The organism is Rhizobium sp. SYY.PMSO, assembly GCF_046840415.1.
Taxonomy (GTDB): domain Bacteria; phylum Pseudomonadota; class Alphaproteobacteria; order Rhizobiales; family Rhizobiaceae; genus Rhizobium.
Genome location: NZ_CP177350.1, coordinates 76,183 through 89,720, shown reverse-complemented (window position 1 = coordinate 89,720; position 13,538 = coordinate 76,183). Strand labels below are relative to the sequence as shown.

Genomic DNA, 13,538 nt, shown 5'->3' with positions numbered 1-13,538 from the left:
AGTGACTCCTCGCATCCTGATCCTGCCGACAGCGATGGAGAACTACCGTCTGGCGGTGCGGGAAACGGCACGGAAATGGTCGCCGCAACAGGCAAAAGCCTATGGCCGCCGACTCCGGCAAGGCTTCGAGGAGATTCCCGAGGTCTATGCGCGCGTCCGCAACAGGAAAGACGAGCGCGTCGGTTCGTCGCTGTTCCGGCTCCACAAGATCGAGCACCATTACGCCGCCTATATCGTCGTGGACGAGACAACCTTCGTTATTGCCGCCGTCCTGCACGAGCGGATGGACATACCTGCGCAGTTGCTCACGGTCGAGCGATTGACCGATCGGGAATATGAAGCACTCATGGGCCGTCCTCGCCCGAAACCCTGAATGTCAATCGGCGCACTCCAACAGAGGGGTCAATATTCCACACGATGACGTAATTGCTGCCGTCCTGTCCCGGCTTCGTCTGTGGTGGCAAACTGGTCCCAGTCACAAGGAGGACATCGCGATGAAACAGTATGTCGGATTGGACGTCTCAAAGAAGGAGACTTCCGTTTGTGTCGTTGACAAGAACGGCCGACTGATCTTTGAAGGCCGGGCGAAGTCGGATCCCGGAGCCCTTGGCGGCGCTGTTGGCGAAGAAGGCTCCTGATGCGGAACGAGTTGGCTTCGAGACCGGTGCTATGTAGAGCTGGCTCTGGCATGAATTGAAGCGGATCGGCGTGCCGGTGGTCTGCATCGACGCGCGATACGCCCACGCTGTGTTGTCGGTCCGGATGAATAAAAGCGATGAGAACGACGCGCGTGGCTTGGCCGAGCTGGTTCGCATCGGATGGTATCGCGAGGTTGCGGTGAAGAGCGAGGCCAGTCAACAGGTTCGGTCACTGCTGGTTGCGCGGTCCCGGCTCGTAACGATGCGACGTGATATCGAAAATCAGATCCAATCGATGTTGAAAGAATGCGGGTTGCTCTTCTCTCGCGCCATCGCAGGACAATTCCAGCGATGTGTCACAGAATTGACCGGGGACGGCCACGCGCTCTGGCCGGTCTTGCTACCGCTGCTTTCTGTGCACGGGCATGTTTGTCGAGAACTTGCGGGTTTGGACCGCCAGGTCCGACAGATGGCTCGAGCAGACGACACGACCAAGCGGCTTATGACCGTGCCGGGCATCGGCGTGGTGACGGCACTGACCTTCCGCCATACCATCGACGACCCGACGCGCTTTCGAAGTGCAACATCCGTGGAAGCCTATCTAGGCCTGACGCCACGCCGCAAGCAATCGGGTGAAACGGACACTGTCGGCCAAGTGTCGCGATGGGGAGATCGCCTGCTGCGAACTTATCTCTTCGAGGCCGCCAGCGTGCTGCTCCATAGGACAAAGCGGTGGTGCGCGTTAAAGGCCTGGGGACTGCGGTTGGCGCGGCAATCAACACTTGCACAGATCGCTGAGGATATTTTCAACTACAGGAGACCGAACGACTTTGAGTTCTGCAATGTCGGCAGTGATCGTTTTTCTAAGCATCATAAACCTCTCCACAGAGAAATGCCTGCGTTTGAGGTGCGGCACAATGGCTGTAATTGATGCATGGCGACAGACTGATTTTAGTCTCTTTTGGACGAGAGAGCCACAGCTCTCTGAACTCGAAATTCGTGAGGACTTAATAAAGGTAGATGGACAAGTCTTAAGGTGCCATTTCGCCCATACGAAACTGCCTCGCATTAGGGAGTCCGGAGAAAACGTCTGTCGCGGGCCGCGCAGGAGTGGCAATTGCGTAGAAGCCAGGAGCATCAAAGCTGACTGAAAATCAACTCTTCTCTGGCTAAGAAAGTTTGTACTCAAATCGATACAGCCCGAACCAAAAAATTCTCTATCAGGGCGCGCCGTGACGAATCCGGTCTTCTTAACTATCGCCTCCTATAAACTTATGGGCGTTCAAGGCTCAACACCGCATTCAATGATTATATTTTGACCATAGTGCGCAACGGCATGACGAATTCGGGTTCACCATCGGCCGTTCATCAAATCACGTTACTGTTTTTATTGATAATTTCAGTTTGGCATGCAAGCTGCTTTCCAGCTTTGTATGCAAGACAGCAGTACACAAGAGAACGCTCAGAATACAATCGAGGCCTCAATCGTCTCCGGTATCCTGTCGGCGCGGATCCGTCCCGGCACGCGGCTGGGGGAGAGCCAACTCGCCACGCTTTTCGACGTTTCGCGCACCCGCATTCGTGAAGCGATGATGAGACTGGAAACGCGGGGCATCGTCACGGTATTTCCGCGACGAGGCTGGTTCGTCGTCGAACCCTCCGCCGAAGAAGCCATGAAGGTCTATGCGGCGCGGCGAGTTCTCGAGTTCGGGCTTTTGCGCAATATGGGTCGTCTGTCGGAAGCCGGCCGCAAGATCCTGACCGACCATCTGGCTCAGGAAAAGCTGGCCATGGCCGATGGCGACCGCCAGCGGCTGACGGTCCTCATGGGCGATTTTCACATCCGCATCGCCGAAATCGCCGGCAACGAGATCGTCGTCGAGACGCTGCGCGACCTGACGGCCCGCACGATCCTGATCTCTATGCTCTATCAATCCGATTTCCATGCCGCCCAGTCGCACGAAGGTCATTGCCGCATCTTCGCGGCGATGCAGGCCGGCGATTTCATCACTGCCGCTGAATACGCCATCCAGCACCTTGACGAGGTGGAAACCGGCCTCGATCTCACGCGCCGCCCCGATCCGTTGGCGGATCTGCGCACTTCGCTTTCCATTCCTTCCCTATCACTGAAAAATCCATAAGGAGAACAGAGTGCTGACGAGACGTTTCCTCATAGCCGCAGCTACGCTGGCCGCCAGCATTGGCTTCGCGGTCCCATCCTTTGCGGACGCGCTTTCCGACATCATCGGGCGCGGCACGATCCGCATCGCCGTCCCGCAGGATTTCCCGCCGTTCGGCAGCGTTGGCGCCGACATGGCACCTCAGGGCTATGACATCGACATGGCGAACTTGATCGGTGAAAAGCTCGGCGTTAAGGTCGAGCTTGTTCCGGTCACCAGCGCCAACCGCATTCCCTACCTCCAGACCAACAAAGTCGATCTGGTTATCTCCAGCCTTGGTAAGAACCCGGATCGCGAGAAGGTGATCGACTTCACCACGGCTTATGCGCCCTTCTTCAACGGCGTATTCGCTCCCGCCGACACCGCCATCGCCAAGGTCGAGGACCTGTCGGGCAAGACGATCGGCGTCACGCGCGGCGCCGTAGAGGATCTGGAACTGACTAAGGTCGCCCCGGCGGATGCTACCATCAAGCGTTACGAGGACAATAACGGCACGATTTCCGCCTTCCTTTCCGGTCAGGTCGAAGCCATCGCCACGGGCAACGTGGTTGCCGCCGCCATTCTCGAGCGCAATCCACCCAAGCGGCCGGAGATGAAGTTCCTCATCACGAATTCGCCTTGCTATATCGGTCTCAACAAGAACGAACCGGCGCTTCTTGAGAAGGTTGACGGTGTCATCGCCGCCGCCAAGGCCGACGGCACGCTCAACGCCATCGCTCAGAAGTGGCTGAAGACCGCCCTGCCGGCGGACCTCTGATCCTTTAAGCCGCGTTTCGCCGCACGGGAACGATATCGGGCGGCGAAACACAAGACCGGTCAAAAAGGGGAGACTTCGCGGTGAACTATCATTTCGAATTCGGGTGGCTGCTCGAGTATTATCCGCAGATACTGAAGGGGGTTCTCATTACCCTCGAACTGATTGCTGTCGGCGGTGTTTTGGGTATCGCCCTCGGGATTGTCTGCGCCTGGGCGCGCGCGCTCGGTCCGGCTTGGCTGAATCCCGTTGTGGCGACTTATGTCGAACTGATCCGCAACACGCCGTTCCTCATCCAGCTTTTCTTCATCTTCTTCGGCCTGCCGTCTATCGGCCTGCAACTGTCGGAGCTGACGGCGGCGAACATCGCCACGATCGTCAATCTCGGGGCCTATGGCTGTGAGATCATACGCGCCGGCATCCAGGCAACGCCGAAAGGTCAGTTCGAGGCGGGTGCAAGCCTTGCGATGACGCGCTTCGAGACCTTCCGCCATGTGGTCCTCGTACCTTCGCTTCAGCGCATATGGCCGGCGCTCTCCTCGCAGGTCGTCATCGTCATGCTCGGCTCGTCGGTCGTTTCCCAGATCGCCGCCGAAGACCTCACCTTTGCCGCCAACTTCATCCAGTCGCGGACCTTCCGCGCGTTCGAGGCCTACATGGTTTCGACTGCCATCTATCTTGCGCTCGCCATCGCGTTACGCCAGATCCTTGTGATGATCGGCGGCGCCATCTTCCCGAGGAGGGGCGTCCGATGATCGAGTTCACAACCTGGGACATCGTCAGAAACCTCCTGCTTGCCGCACGCTGGACGGTGGTCCTTTCCCTCATCTCTTTTGCGGGCGGCGCGATCGTCGGCCTCGCCCTGCTGTTCATGCGCATCTCGAAGAAGAAGGCGTTCAGGACATTCGTGAAATATTATGTGGAGCTGTTTCAAGGCACGCCGCTGCTCATGCAGCTTTTCATGGCCTTCTTCGGGCTTGGCCTGTTCGGCATCGACGTGCCGGCCTGGCTGGCCGCCGGCTTGACGCTGATCCTTTGGACGGGCGCGTTCCTCGCCGAAATCTGGCGAGGCTGCGTGGAATCGGTCGCGAAGGGACAGTGGGAAGCTTCCGCCAGCCTCGGCATGGGGCGTCTCCAGCAGATGCGCCACATCATTCTGCCACAAGCCCTGCGTGTCGCCGTGCCGCCCACGGTCGGCTTCATCGTGCAGATCATCAAGGGTACGGCGGTGACCTCGATCATCGGTTTCGTGGAGCTGTCAAAGGCCGGAACGGTCGTCACGAATGCGACGTTCCAGCCCTTCACTGTCTACGGCATCGTCGCTCTTATCTATTTCGCGCTTTGCTGGCCCCTATCCAAGAGCAGCCAGATTCTCGAAAGGAAGCTCAATGTCGCTCATAGAAATCACTGACGTCCGCAAAAGCTATGGCGAGAACGAGGTGCTGAAGGGCGTCAACCTCGATGTGGAGCCGGGCGAAGTGATCGCCATCATCGGTAAGAGCGGTTCCGGCAAATCGACGCTGCTTCGCTGCATCAATGGGCTGGAGAGCATTTCCTCCGGCTCCATCTCTGTAGCCGGAGCACAGTTGCTGGATGACGACCTGCATCTCAAGGCGTTGCGACTGAAAGTCGGCATGATCTTCCAGCAGTTCAATCTTTTTCCGCACCTGACGGTCGGCGGCAATGTGATGGTGTCGCAGACCGTGGTGAAGAAGACGGCGAAAGCCGAAGCGGAGGCGATGGCCCGCAGGATGCTCGATCGTGTCGGTCTCGCACACAAGTTCGGCGCCTATCCGGACGAACTGTCCGGCGGCCAGCAGCAGCGCGTCGCCATCGCCCGTGCGCTGGCCATGCAGCCGATCGCGCTGCTCTGCGACGAGATCACCTCGGCGCTCGACCCCGAACTCGTAGCCGAGGTTCTGGCGGTCGTCCGGGAGCTGGCGGCGGAGGGTATGACCCTGCTCATGGTGACGCATGAAATGAAGTTCGCGCGTGACGTCTGCTCACGCGTCGTATTCATGCATCAGGGCAAGGTGCACGAGATCGGTCCGCCGGAAGCGGTCTTCGCCAATCCGCAGACGCCGGAACTAAGGCAGTTCCTTGGCGTTCATTGAAAAATCACCGAAATCTTTCACTGTGACAGGTCAATCCTTACCATCTCTGCCGGGAATGGAAATTGTGGCGGGGATAGTACATGCTTTCACATATCTCTTGCTTGGCGCACCAACCTGCTTCCTTTACCAGCCGTGCCACTTCCTTGTCGTTCAGGCGTTCCGACCCAATGGCCTTTCCCTGTCCGGTGACGCGGCGGAACAGGGGGCGTGCGCGAATTTGGCGAACCTAATCCATGTCTCGACCGCGCCCACGGGGCAGGTGACGTCGGAGGAGCCACGGCAAATCTCGATCTTGTGCCAGCCGGTCTTGCCGTGCAGGAAGACGAGCAGGCCATTGTCGAGGATCTCAACCCAGCCGCCGCCATTATCGTTCTGGTCGCGGCCGCAATCGAGTCCGACGATTTCCGAGCGGCGCAGGCCGCCGGCGAAGCCAATCAGCAGCATGACGCGGTCGCGTAACCCGCGCGTTGTGCGGGGTCGAGTGTCTCCAACATCGCAATCAAATGCTCGGACAGCACGGCCGCCTTCTGCCGGGGAATGGCCGCATTGGTGTTGCGAATGCCGGCGAGCACGGTGGCGATGGCGCGATCCTTGCGGTCGAGCGGCATGCTTCGTTGCGCATAGTTCGAGCTGATGCCGAGAGCCGGCGCTCGATGGTGGCACGGATTTGACTTGCCGCCGCGCACATCCTCCGCCTCAGGCGTTGGGACCCGAACGATTGCACAGACGCGCGGCTCACCACGCTTGTAAGCCAGTAATGCTCGAACCAATGCTTCGCCATCTATTTTATCACTCTTCGCACGGCGCCGACGTCTTGAGGTGGCAACCGAGGCGAGATCGACAACATTGCTTTCGACCCCCTCCGCCTGCAACACCCGATGAATCCAAAATCCGTCCAGGCCGGACACCGCATCGTTCTCCGTGATGGTCTGACCAACGACTTTGAGTTCGTCTCTGCTTGTGTCAGGCTTCAGGCTCAACGCGTGCGCCTTGAGATGTACGACCTTGCCGCGAACCAGACTGTCCCCTTCACCGGTGTCGGGCGAAATTGTAAAGCGTGATATCAGTAAGATCCATAGAAGCCGGCCGCACAAGCGATTTGAGTATCGGCGGCCAGGGTTGACGGCGATTGAATAGGAAGCGCGTTTGCGCTCACATCTACAAGGAGCATCCGCTTCAAAGCGCATGTGCTTCTCCCTAAGCGCTTACAAAGGGCCGGAGCAGCGTCTTGATTGATATCCTAGGCCGGTACGCCTCCTCTAGCCGCGACAATCATGTTCACTGAGAGGACCCAACAGAAACTTCGTGACTTCGCCGTTTGCCGCCTCAACCGGAACGATGATACCTTTCGTGCGTTTTCTAGCGCCACCAACGGAGGATATATCTATGGAAACGCTAGCAGAACTATTCGAACATACGCTGAAAGACGTCTACTATGCCGAAAACGCCATCGCCAAGGCGCTGCCGAAAGTTTCGAAGACGGTTAAGAACGCCGAACTGAAGAAGGCGGTCGACCATCATCTCGAGGAAACCAAGGGCCAGATCAAAGCGCTGGAAAAGGTCTTCAAGACGATAGGCGTCAAGCCCGAGGGCGTCAAATGCGACGCGACCGACGGTCTGTTGAAGGAAGCCGAAGGCTTGATGGAAGAAGGCAAGGGCGTCGCTCTCGATGCCGGCATGCTGGCGGCATGTCAAGCGGTTGAGCATTATGAAATCGCCCGATACGGTTCGCTTAGGGAATGGGCGAAGGTGCTCGGCAACGAGGAAGCGCATGTGGCTCTAAGTGAGATCCTCGATCAGGAAAAGGCCGCTAACAACAAGCTCACCAACCTGGCGGTTACCTCGATCAACAAATGATCTTCCCTCGGTCAGCCCTTCTATCTGCAGGGCTGACCATCGATCTCCGATCGAGAGCGTTCACATATCTCCGGAAAACGTGTCGCACGCCTTGGCTGCACCGGCGTCGAAGCCGCGCCGGAACCGGCAGACACGCTGCGCCGAAGCGCCGTAATTGAAGCCTTCCGGAATGACGTCACCCTGGCGACGCTTCTGAAACGTGTCATTGTCCTGCCTTTTCCACGAGGCGGGCGATCTTAGCCGCGTTGTCGTCTTGCTGCCATAGGAAATGACGACACCGGCGCCTTCTAGGGCGAATGCAATTGTTATCGCCCGGCAAAATGCCAGATGCGGTACCGGTGATGAGGGCGACCTTGCCATCAAGGCCATCACTACCGCAGTATGTTTCTTGCCCATTGTCGCGGGCGAGGCGACACCGCGTCCTGTCGTTCCTGGCGCAGTCTCCGGTCATCGATCTTTCCTTCGACTGACAAACCTGAACGTATCAGCAAAGTTCCTTCCGCAGCGACGCTGCGGCTAACTCCCACCGATACTTCGCATTTTATTAACATTGTAGGCATCTAATTTTCGACTATCGCCGATCTTATTCGGTGCTTGGGCGTTTGACTGTCGAAAGGGATGGTGAATCAAATGTCTGGTGAAACGGTTCTCGTTGTCGAAGATGAAATCCTGATCCGCTTCGATATTGTCGACGCTCTCACGGACGCCGGCTTCATAGTGCTGGAGGCGGGCAACGTCGCGGAGGCCGTGGCGATCCTTGGCGCAACTCCTGATATTAGGGCGGTGTTCACCGATGTGGACATGCCGGGCGCTGAGAATGGTCTCGACCTCGCGCAGAAAGTTCACGCCAGTCGGCCGCCTGTCGCGGTGTTGGTGACATCGGGCCATCGCCGCGTGACTGAAGCAGATCTTCCCGAAGATGGCCGCTTCCTTCCGAAGCCGTATCGGCCTTCGCAAGTCATTGCCAATCTGAACGAGATGGTGCGGGCGGCCTAGCGAGAGTGATTCATTAGACCTTATTTTTCAGCCCGTTGAACACAACCCGGTTCTCGACATTGTGAGGAAATGTCCGAGAGCCAAATAGCATGCTCACTCGTCATCGATGATCAAGCTCTCATTTTCATGGATACCATTGATATCCTTGCAGGAAGCGGGGTTTTGACCCCTCCAGGCAATGGGTATCGCCGATCCCATCGATCAGCTTCTCTTCCATCTCATCAGCACGCTCTGCGAGCAGACCTCAATCATAGTCGATAACGCCGCCGGCCTGTTAGGCGCGGTTGAGAGGAGCGTAAAAAATATCGAGGTCGACGGTAAAATCGAGGGGCTGCTAAGTTTCAGGTTATCTCCAGGAGTACGTATACACGGCGTGGATGATCAGGCGGCGCTTCTCTTCCAGGAAGGCCAGCCGGGCCTGTTCCGCAGCGCAGATCACGAGGTCAGCGGGTTGCGGCTGGTGACGGATGAGACGTAAATCGCGCTCGGCCTGACGGATGATGCCGACGACCTCGGGACGCTGAACATCACCAACATCCGCTCCGTCGGCCGTGTGCATCTGGAGGCGGGCCGGGCGAAGCGGGGAAATGTAGAGCGTTCTGATGCCAGAATGGCCGCTCATCGTCCGGCAGGCTTCGGGGTGGAGGTTGTGCTTGGTGGCCTCACGGTCCTCAACTCGTCCAAAGATAAGTCCAGCCGCCGGACCCTCGAGCGCATGACCTTTCGGGAGGCAGCAAGGAGCACCATCTGCGCGGGAGCGATGTGTTCGTCTTCGGCAGCGCCTTGATTCCGCTGGACGCCGATATGGGTCGGTGCCGGCACCGACCCAGGAGGGCGGCTGGATTGAATTGAAGTACCTTACGATGGGTGAGATTCATTCAGACGGCGGCATTCCCAAGGGTATCGGCAACCTTATCACCGGAGGGGTCTTCGCCGGCTCGGGAGTGGATCCCAGTCAGGTCATCAGCGACGGACCTGTTACCACCTATGGACCGAACGAGATGGTCCTCGACAATTGGGGGGAAATCGCATCGTGGACCGCAAAGGTGCCGGTCGTATCACATAGGAGCAGCGGCATCGGGTTCGTGAATTTCGGCGACATCGGAACCGTAAACATTGACGCACCGATTGAAACGCACGGGCTGGGCGCGCGTGGTTTCAACCTCTACGACGGGACGCTGAAAAGGCCCGCTTCCAGAGCATCACCACCCATGGAGACGGGGTTATTGGCGTGCAGCTCTCGAAGCCACATCAAGTTCTTCACGCCATAGATCGGGACATGATCAAATCCGGACTTGTCGAAATCCTCGCGCTTCACAGACCCTTTTTGCATCTGAAGGATGCGGAAAGGATCGTCGACGCCATCCTGGAAGAAATGACCGAAGCGCTGATGCGCGGTGACAGGATTGAACTGAGAGGATTCGGCACGTTCAGTATCCGCCATCGCCAGCCGAAATCAGGCAGAAACCCCAGGACGAACACGTCGATTTTCATCGAAGAAAAGTGGATTCCATTTTTCAAGGCTGGAAGAGAAATGCAGCAGCGCCTGAACGCGGCCAGCAACCTCAATCCCCACGAAATTGTTCCTGCTTCAGCAGACTAGCCACAATATAGCTCGCGGTCCAACCAGGAAAACCAACGTGGGAAGCACTATGGCGAGAGGAAAGGTCAAATGGTTTGACGCGAACAAGAAGTACGGATTTCTAGAGCCCGACGATGGTGGCCCGGATGTCTTCGTGCACCTCAGTGAAGTCATGAAGGCGAAGCTGCCTCATCTGACGCCGGGCGCGCCCATTGCCTATACTCTTGAGATTGACGATGGCAAAAGGTCGGCAAGAGATCTATCGCCAGTTGCTGCCAACGCTGATCCAAAACCTCCCAAGGAAAGGAAGAATGAGCAGCCTTACGCTGTCCGACGTGCGCAAGCGCTTCGGTGAACTGGAAACGATCCATGGCGTTTCGATCGATATTGCCGACGGCGAGTTCGTGACGCTGATCGGTCCTTCAGGATGCGGCAAGTCGACCCTGCTGCGCATGATGGCAGGCCTTGAATCCGTCAGTGGCAGTGCGATTTCCATCGACGGGAAAGTCCTCAATCACGTACCGCCCGAGGATCGGGACATCGCCATGGTCTTCCAGAGCTATGCCCTCTATCCACATATGACGGTAGCGGAGAATATGGGCTTTTCATTGAAGCTTCGCGGCGTCCCGAAGGCCGACATCGATGCAGCAGTCGGGAAGGCGGCAGATTTCCTCAACCTGCGTTCGCTGCTCGAACGGCATCCCCGGGCATTGTCAGGCGGACAGCGCCAGCGTGTAGCGATGGGACGAGCCATTGTTCGCCAACCGGCCGTCTTCCTGTTCGACGAACCGCTGTCAAGCCTCGATGCCAAACTTTGCGTTCAGATGCGCCAGGAAATCAAGGATCTCCACCAGCGTCTCGGCACGACATTCGTCTACGTCACGCATGACCAGGTCGAGGCCATGACCATGGCCGACAAGATCGTCGTCTTGAAGGATGGAAAGACCGAGCAAGTCGGCCGCCCGCCCGACCTCTACGAGCGTCCCGCCAATCGCTTCGTTGCCGGCTTCATCGGCTCGCCGTCGATGAATTTCCTCGAATGCGTTATCGAGAGGGGCGCATTGACGACCAAGGAAGGAACGTCTCTCGGCGCTTTCAAAGGTGCGGGCAATGGCCGCGAAGAAGTGGTGCAGGGCATCAGGCCAGAAAACATCAAGCTTCATCCCGAAGGATTTCCCGCGCGTATCACCATGGTCGAGCCGACGGGATCGGAGACCATTCTATCGCTCGACATTGCGGGACAGCGTGTGGTGGCCAACCTGCGGGACCGTTTTAATCCGCAGGTCGGTGATGATATCAGACTAGCGGTAGATATGGATGCCTCCCACATCTTTGACGACGGAGGTAATAGGCGGCAACCTACTTAGCGGCCTGTAATCAAGGTCCTAGACTGTGTTGTATAGAGAGAAAATCGAGATTAGGCATATTACAATGCAATAGGCTTTTAACTGCAGCACGGACGCCCGTTTTCGGATATACCGAACCTGCATGACATGTTTATCATGCCGATGACGCAACAGGCTGCAGAGGTCTTGAATGGATCAGATCTGTCGCCATCTATTCAGACAGACCGTGACGGAGTGAAGACCATCAAACTGAGAATTTCGAATAACACCTGAGCGCCGGCATGAGCGGTATTGGTGGTTGAATCGTACTGAGGAGCAACCTCAACAACATCCCCGCCGGCGATGTTGAGCCCCTTCAATCCACGGATTACTTCGAGGACCTCGCGCGAGGTGAGGCCGCCGATCTCAGGCGTTCCTGTACCGGGTGCAAAGCTTGGGTCAAGGCTGTCGATATCGAAAGACAAATAGGTTGGATCATTGCCGACGATTGCCTTCGCTTTATCGATGATGGCTGGGATGCCGAGGACGCTGACCTCTTCCGCGTGAATCACCGTCATCCCGGATTCATAGGAGAACTCCCAGAGATACTCGGCAGATCCGCGGATGCCGATCTGGATTGTACGTGTCGGGTCGAGAACGCCATCAAGCACAGCGTTGCGGAAGGGACCTCCATGATGGAATTTGGTCTGATCGAAAGCGCCTCCGGTATCGCAATGGGCATCGATGTGGATCATGCCCACGGGTCGCTTTTTACCAACGGCCTTCAATATGGGATGGGTAATGGAATGGTCACCGCCGACAGCAAGAGGCAGGACGTCGGCCTCGACAATCTGATTAAACCGTTTCTCGATGTCTTCGTGGCTCATCTCCAGCCGGTATCGGCTGCGGAACGGAACGTCGCCGATGTCTGCCACGCGTAGATCGAAGACAGGGGCAGTCTCAAGGACGTGATTATAAGGGCCGATACGCTCGATCGCTCGCAGCGCTCTCGGCCCAAACCTTGACCCAGGTCGGTTGGTCACACCGAGATCCATTGGCACACCAACAATAGCAACCTGGAGATTGCCAAAATCCGGTACCTCCGCGTCCACCGGCATATAGGGTGCCGAGAGAAACGTCGGCAGGCCTGAATAAGGCGCCAGCCTCGTGCCGGACTTCGAGAAGATCTTGTCCGCGACCTTGCGGAAGCGATCGTCGAACAACTCACCGCCATGACTGTCACCGTATTTCGCTCGCAGTGCGTTAAGCTTGTCCTGATCCATATCGTTACCCTTCTTGAAATTCAGCGACCGGTGAAGACTGGCTTGCGCTTCTCGACAAACGCCCGCGCAGCCTCGGCATAGTCGTCTGTCGTGTCCATAAACATGTTGAGGTCGGTCTCGATGCGGATGCCTTCCTCCAGCGGCACTTTCTCGCCACGCACAATCGCCTCCTTGGAATATTGTACGCCGAGCGGAGCGTTGGCCGAGATCATCCTTGCGATCTTGTAGACTTCTTCCATGAGCGCGTCCGTAGACACGACCTTGTTGACAAGTCCGACGCGTAATGCCTCACTCGCGTCCAGCCGCTCTCCGGTGAAAATCATCCACATTGCCTGACTACGGCCGATCAGCCGCGGTGTTCGCTGTGTTCCGCCCGCCCCTGGGAACGTCCCGAGACCCGTCTCTGGAAAACCGAACCTCGCATCCTCAGCTGCAATACGCATGTCGCAGCATAGGGCCAGTTCCAGACCTCCGCCTAAAGTGTAGCCATGAACGGCAGCGATTGTGGGCATCGGCAGCTTTTCGATGCGGTCGAAGATGTTGCGTGAATAGTGCCTCGCCCGAGCCTCGACCGTTGTTGCGACCGGCTTGAATTCCTTGATATCGGCGCCGGCACAGAAAGCCCGCTCGCCTCGCCCGGCCAGGATGAACGCGCGCGGACGCGCCTTCTCGACTTCGGCAAGAGCGTCGTTGACTTCGCCCACGAGCTGCGCACTCAGGGCATTCAGCGCATGCGGGCGGTTGAGCCACAACTCGGCAATTTCGTTCTCGATGTTCAGTTCAATGCACTCAGGCATCGGCTTGTCCCT

Annotated in this window: 18 protein-coding genes and 2 pseudogenes; 15 read left to right on the top strand and 5 right to left on the bottom strand. The window is 57.6% G+C overall.

What is annotated here, in order from left to right:
• The first annotated feature begins 1 nt into the window (after position 1).
• The 8 genes from ACJJVH_RS18680 (at position 2) to ACJJVH_RS18645 (ending at position 5,686) form a co-directional block, all read left to right on the top strand.
• Positions 2-373 carry a type II toxin-antitoxin system RelE/ParE family toxin gene (locus ACJJVH_RS18680; RefSeq protein ID WP_112804197.1) on the top strand — a complete coding sequence of 124 codons (372 nt, stop codon included), beginning with the start codon at positions 2-4 and terminating at the stop codon, positions 371-373.
• Between the two features lie 121 nt (positions 374-494).
• On the top strand, positions 495-638 hold the full coding sequence (locus ACJJVH_RS18675; protein ID WP_412065695.1) for a hypothetical protein: 144 nt from the start codon (positions 495-497) through the stop codon (positions 636-638).
• Between the two features lie 55 nt (positions 639-693).
• Positions 694-1,569 (top strand): IS110 family transposase, encoded by an 876-nt coding sequence (locus tag ACJJVH_RS18670; protein ID WP_412065694.1) that lies wholly within the window; start codon positions 694-696, stop codon positions 1,567-1,569.
• Positions 1,570-2,071: 502 nt separating this feature from the next.
• Positions 2,072-2,779, top strand: a complete 708-nt coding sequence (locus ACJJVH_RS18665) for a GntR family transcriptional regulator (protein WP_412065693.1) — start codon at positions 2,072-2,074, stop codon at positions 2,777-2,779.
• A gap of 10 nt (positions 2,780-2,789) precedes the next feature.
• Complete coding sequence (locus ACJJVH_RS18660) at positions 2,790-3,575, top strand: transporter substrate-binding domain-containing protein (RefSeq protein ID WP_412065692.1); 786 nt, start codon at positions 2,790-2,792, stop codon at positions 3,573-3,575.
• An 80-nt stretch (positions 3,576-3,655) separates the two neighbouring features.
• Positions 3,656-4,327, top strand: a complete 672-nt coding sequence (locus tag ACJJVH_RS18655) for an amino acid ABC transporter permease (protein ID WP_412065691.1) — start codon at positions 3,656-3,658, stop codon at positions 4,325-4,327.
• The gene (locus tag ACJJVH_RS18650; RefSeq protein ID WP_412065690.1) at positions 4,324-4,983 is read left to right on the top strand and encodes an amino acid ABC transporter permease; all 660 of its coding nucleotides are present in this window, start codon (positions 4,324-4,326) and stop codon (positions 4,981-4,983) included. The genes ACJJVH_RS18655 and ACJJVH_RS18650 overlap by 4 nt, the downstream gene beginning before the upstream one ends.
• Positions 4,961-5,686 (top strand): amino acid ABC transporter ATP-binding protein, encoded by a 726-nt coding sequence (locus ACJJVH_RS18645; RefSeq protein ID WP_412065689.1) that lies wholly within the window; start codon positions 4,961-4,963, stop codon positions 5,684-5,686. Before ACJJVH_RS18650 ends, ACJJVH_RS18645 begins: the two co-directional genes overlap by 23 nt.
• A gap of 103 nt (positions 5,687-5,789) precedes the next feature.
• Here ACJJVH_RS18645 and ACJJVH_RS18640 read toward each other — a convergent pair.
• Together ACJJVH_RS18640 and ACJJVH_RS18635 are read right to left on the bottom strand one after the other, a co-directional pair.
• Positions 5,790-6,347, bottom strand: a pseudogene (locus tag ACJJVH_RS18640) (integrase); the annotation flags it as partial.
• Between the two features lie 19 nt (positions 6,348-6,366).
• Positions 6,367-6,612: pseudogene (locus ACJJVH_RS18635) on the bottom strand (IS110 family transposase); the annotation flags it as partial.
• 460 nt (positions 6,613-7,072) lie between these two features.
• Between ACJJVH_RS18635 and ACJJVH_RS18630 the strand changes: the two are divergent.
• Positions 7,073-7,543 (top strand): ferritin-like domain-containing protein, encoded by a 471-nt coding sequence (locus ACJJVH_RS18630; RefSeq protein ID WP_412065688.1) that lies wholly within the window; start codon positions 7,073-7,075, stop codon positions 7,541-7,543.
• A gap of 60 nt (positions 7,544-7,603) precedes the next feature.
• Here the strand turns inward: ACJJVH_RS18630 and ACJJVH_RS18625 are convergent, their stop codons facing one another.
• A complete protein-coding gene (locus ACJJVH_RS18625; RefSeq protein WP_412065687.1) occupies positions 7,604-7,939 on the bottom strand; it encodes a neutral zinc metallopeptidase in 336 nt (111 codons plus the stop codon).
• A gap of 222 nt (positions 7,940-8,161) precedes the next feature.
• Between ACJJVH_RS18625 and ACJJVH_RS18620 the strand changes: the two genes are divergently transcribed.
• From ACJJVH_RS18620 to ACJJVH_RS18595, 6 genes are all read left to right on the top strand, one after another.
• Positions 8,162-8,539 (top strand): response regulator, encoded by a 378-nt coding sequence (locus tag ACJJVH_RS18620; RefSeq protein WP_412065686.1) that lies wholly within the window; start codon positions 8,162-8,164, stop codon positions 8,537-8,539.
• 178 nt (positions 8,540-8,717) lie between these two features.
• Positions 8,718-9,017, top strand: a complete 300-nt coding sequence (locus ACJJVH_RS18615) for a hypothetical protein (RefSeq protein ID WP_412065685.1) — start codon at positions 8,718-8,720, stop codon at positions 9,015-9,017.
• A 334-nt stretch (positions 9,018-9,351) separates the two neighbouring features.
• The gene (locus tag ACJJVH_RS18610) at positions 9,352-9,810 is read left to right on the top strand and encodes a hypothetical protein (RefSeq protein ID WP_412065684.1); all 459 of its coding nucleotides are present in this window, start codon (positions 9,352-9,354) and stop codon (positions 9,808-9,810) included.
• An 8-nt stretch (positions 9,811-9,818) separates the two neighbouring features.
• Entirely contained in the window at positions 9,819-10,142 is a 324-nt protein-coding gene (locus ACJJVH_RS18605) for an integration host factor subunit beta (protein ID WP_412065683.1), read from the top strand.
• Positions 10,143-10,191: 49 nt separating this feature from the next.
• A complete protein-coding gene (locus ACJJVH_RS18600) occupies positions 10,192-10,476 on the top strand; it encodes a cold shock domain-containing protein (protein ID WP_412065682.1) in 285 nt (94 codons plus the stop codon).
• Positions 10,433-11,488 (top strand): ABC transporter ATP-binding protein, encoded by a 1,056-nt coding sequence (locus ACJJVH_RS18595; protein ID WP_412065681.1) that lies wholly within the window; start codon positions 10,433-10,435, stop codon positions 11,486-11,488. The genes ACJJVH_RS18600 and ACJJVH_RS18595 overlap by 44 nt, the downstream gene beginning before the upstream one ends.
• Positions 11,489-11,682: 194 nt before the next feature.
• Here the strand turns inward: ACJJVH_RS18595 and speB are convergent, their stop codons facing one another.
• Together speB and ACJJVH_RS18585 are read right to left on the bottom strand one after the other, a co-directional pair.
• The gene (gene speB / locus ACJJVH_RS18590) at positions 11,683-12,729 is read right to left on the bottom strand and encodes an agmatinase (RefSeq protein WP_412065680.1); all 1,047 of its coding nucleotides are present in this window, start codon (positions 12,727-12,729) and stop codon (positions 11,683-11,685) included.
• A gap of 20 nt (positions 12,730-12,749) precedes the next feature.
• Positions 12,750-13,526: an enoyl-CoA hydratase/isomerase family protein gene (locus ACJJVH_RS18585; RefSeq protein WP_412065679.1), complete on the bottom strand. Its 777-nt coding sequence runs from the start codon at positions 13,524-13,526 to the stop codon at positions 12,750-12,752.
• Between the last annotated feature and the right edge of the window lie 12 nt (positions 13,527-13,538).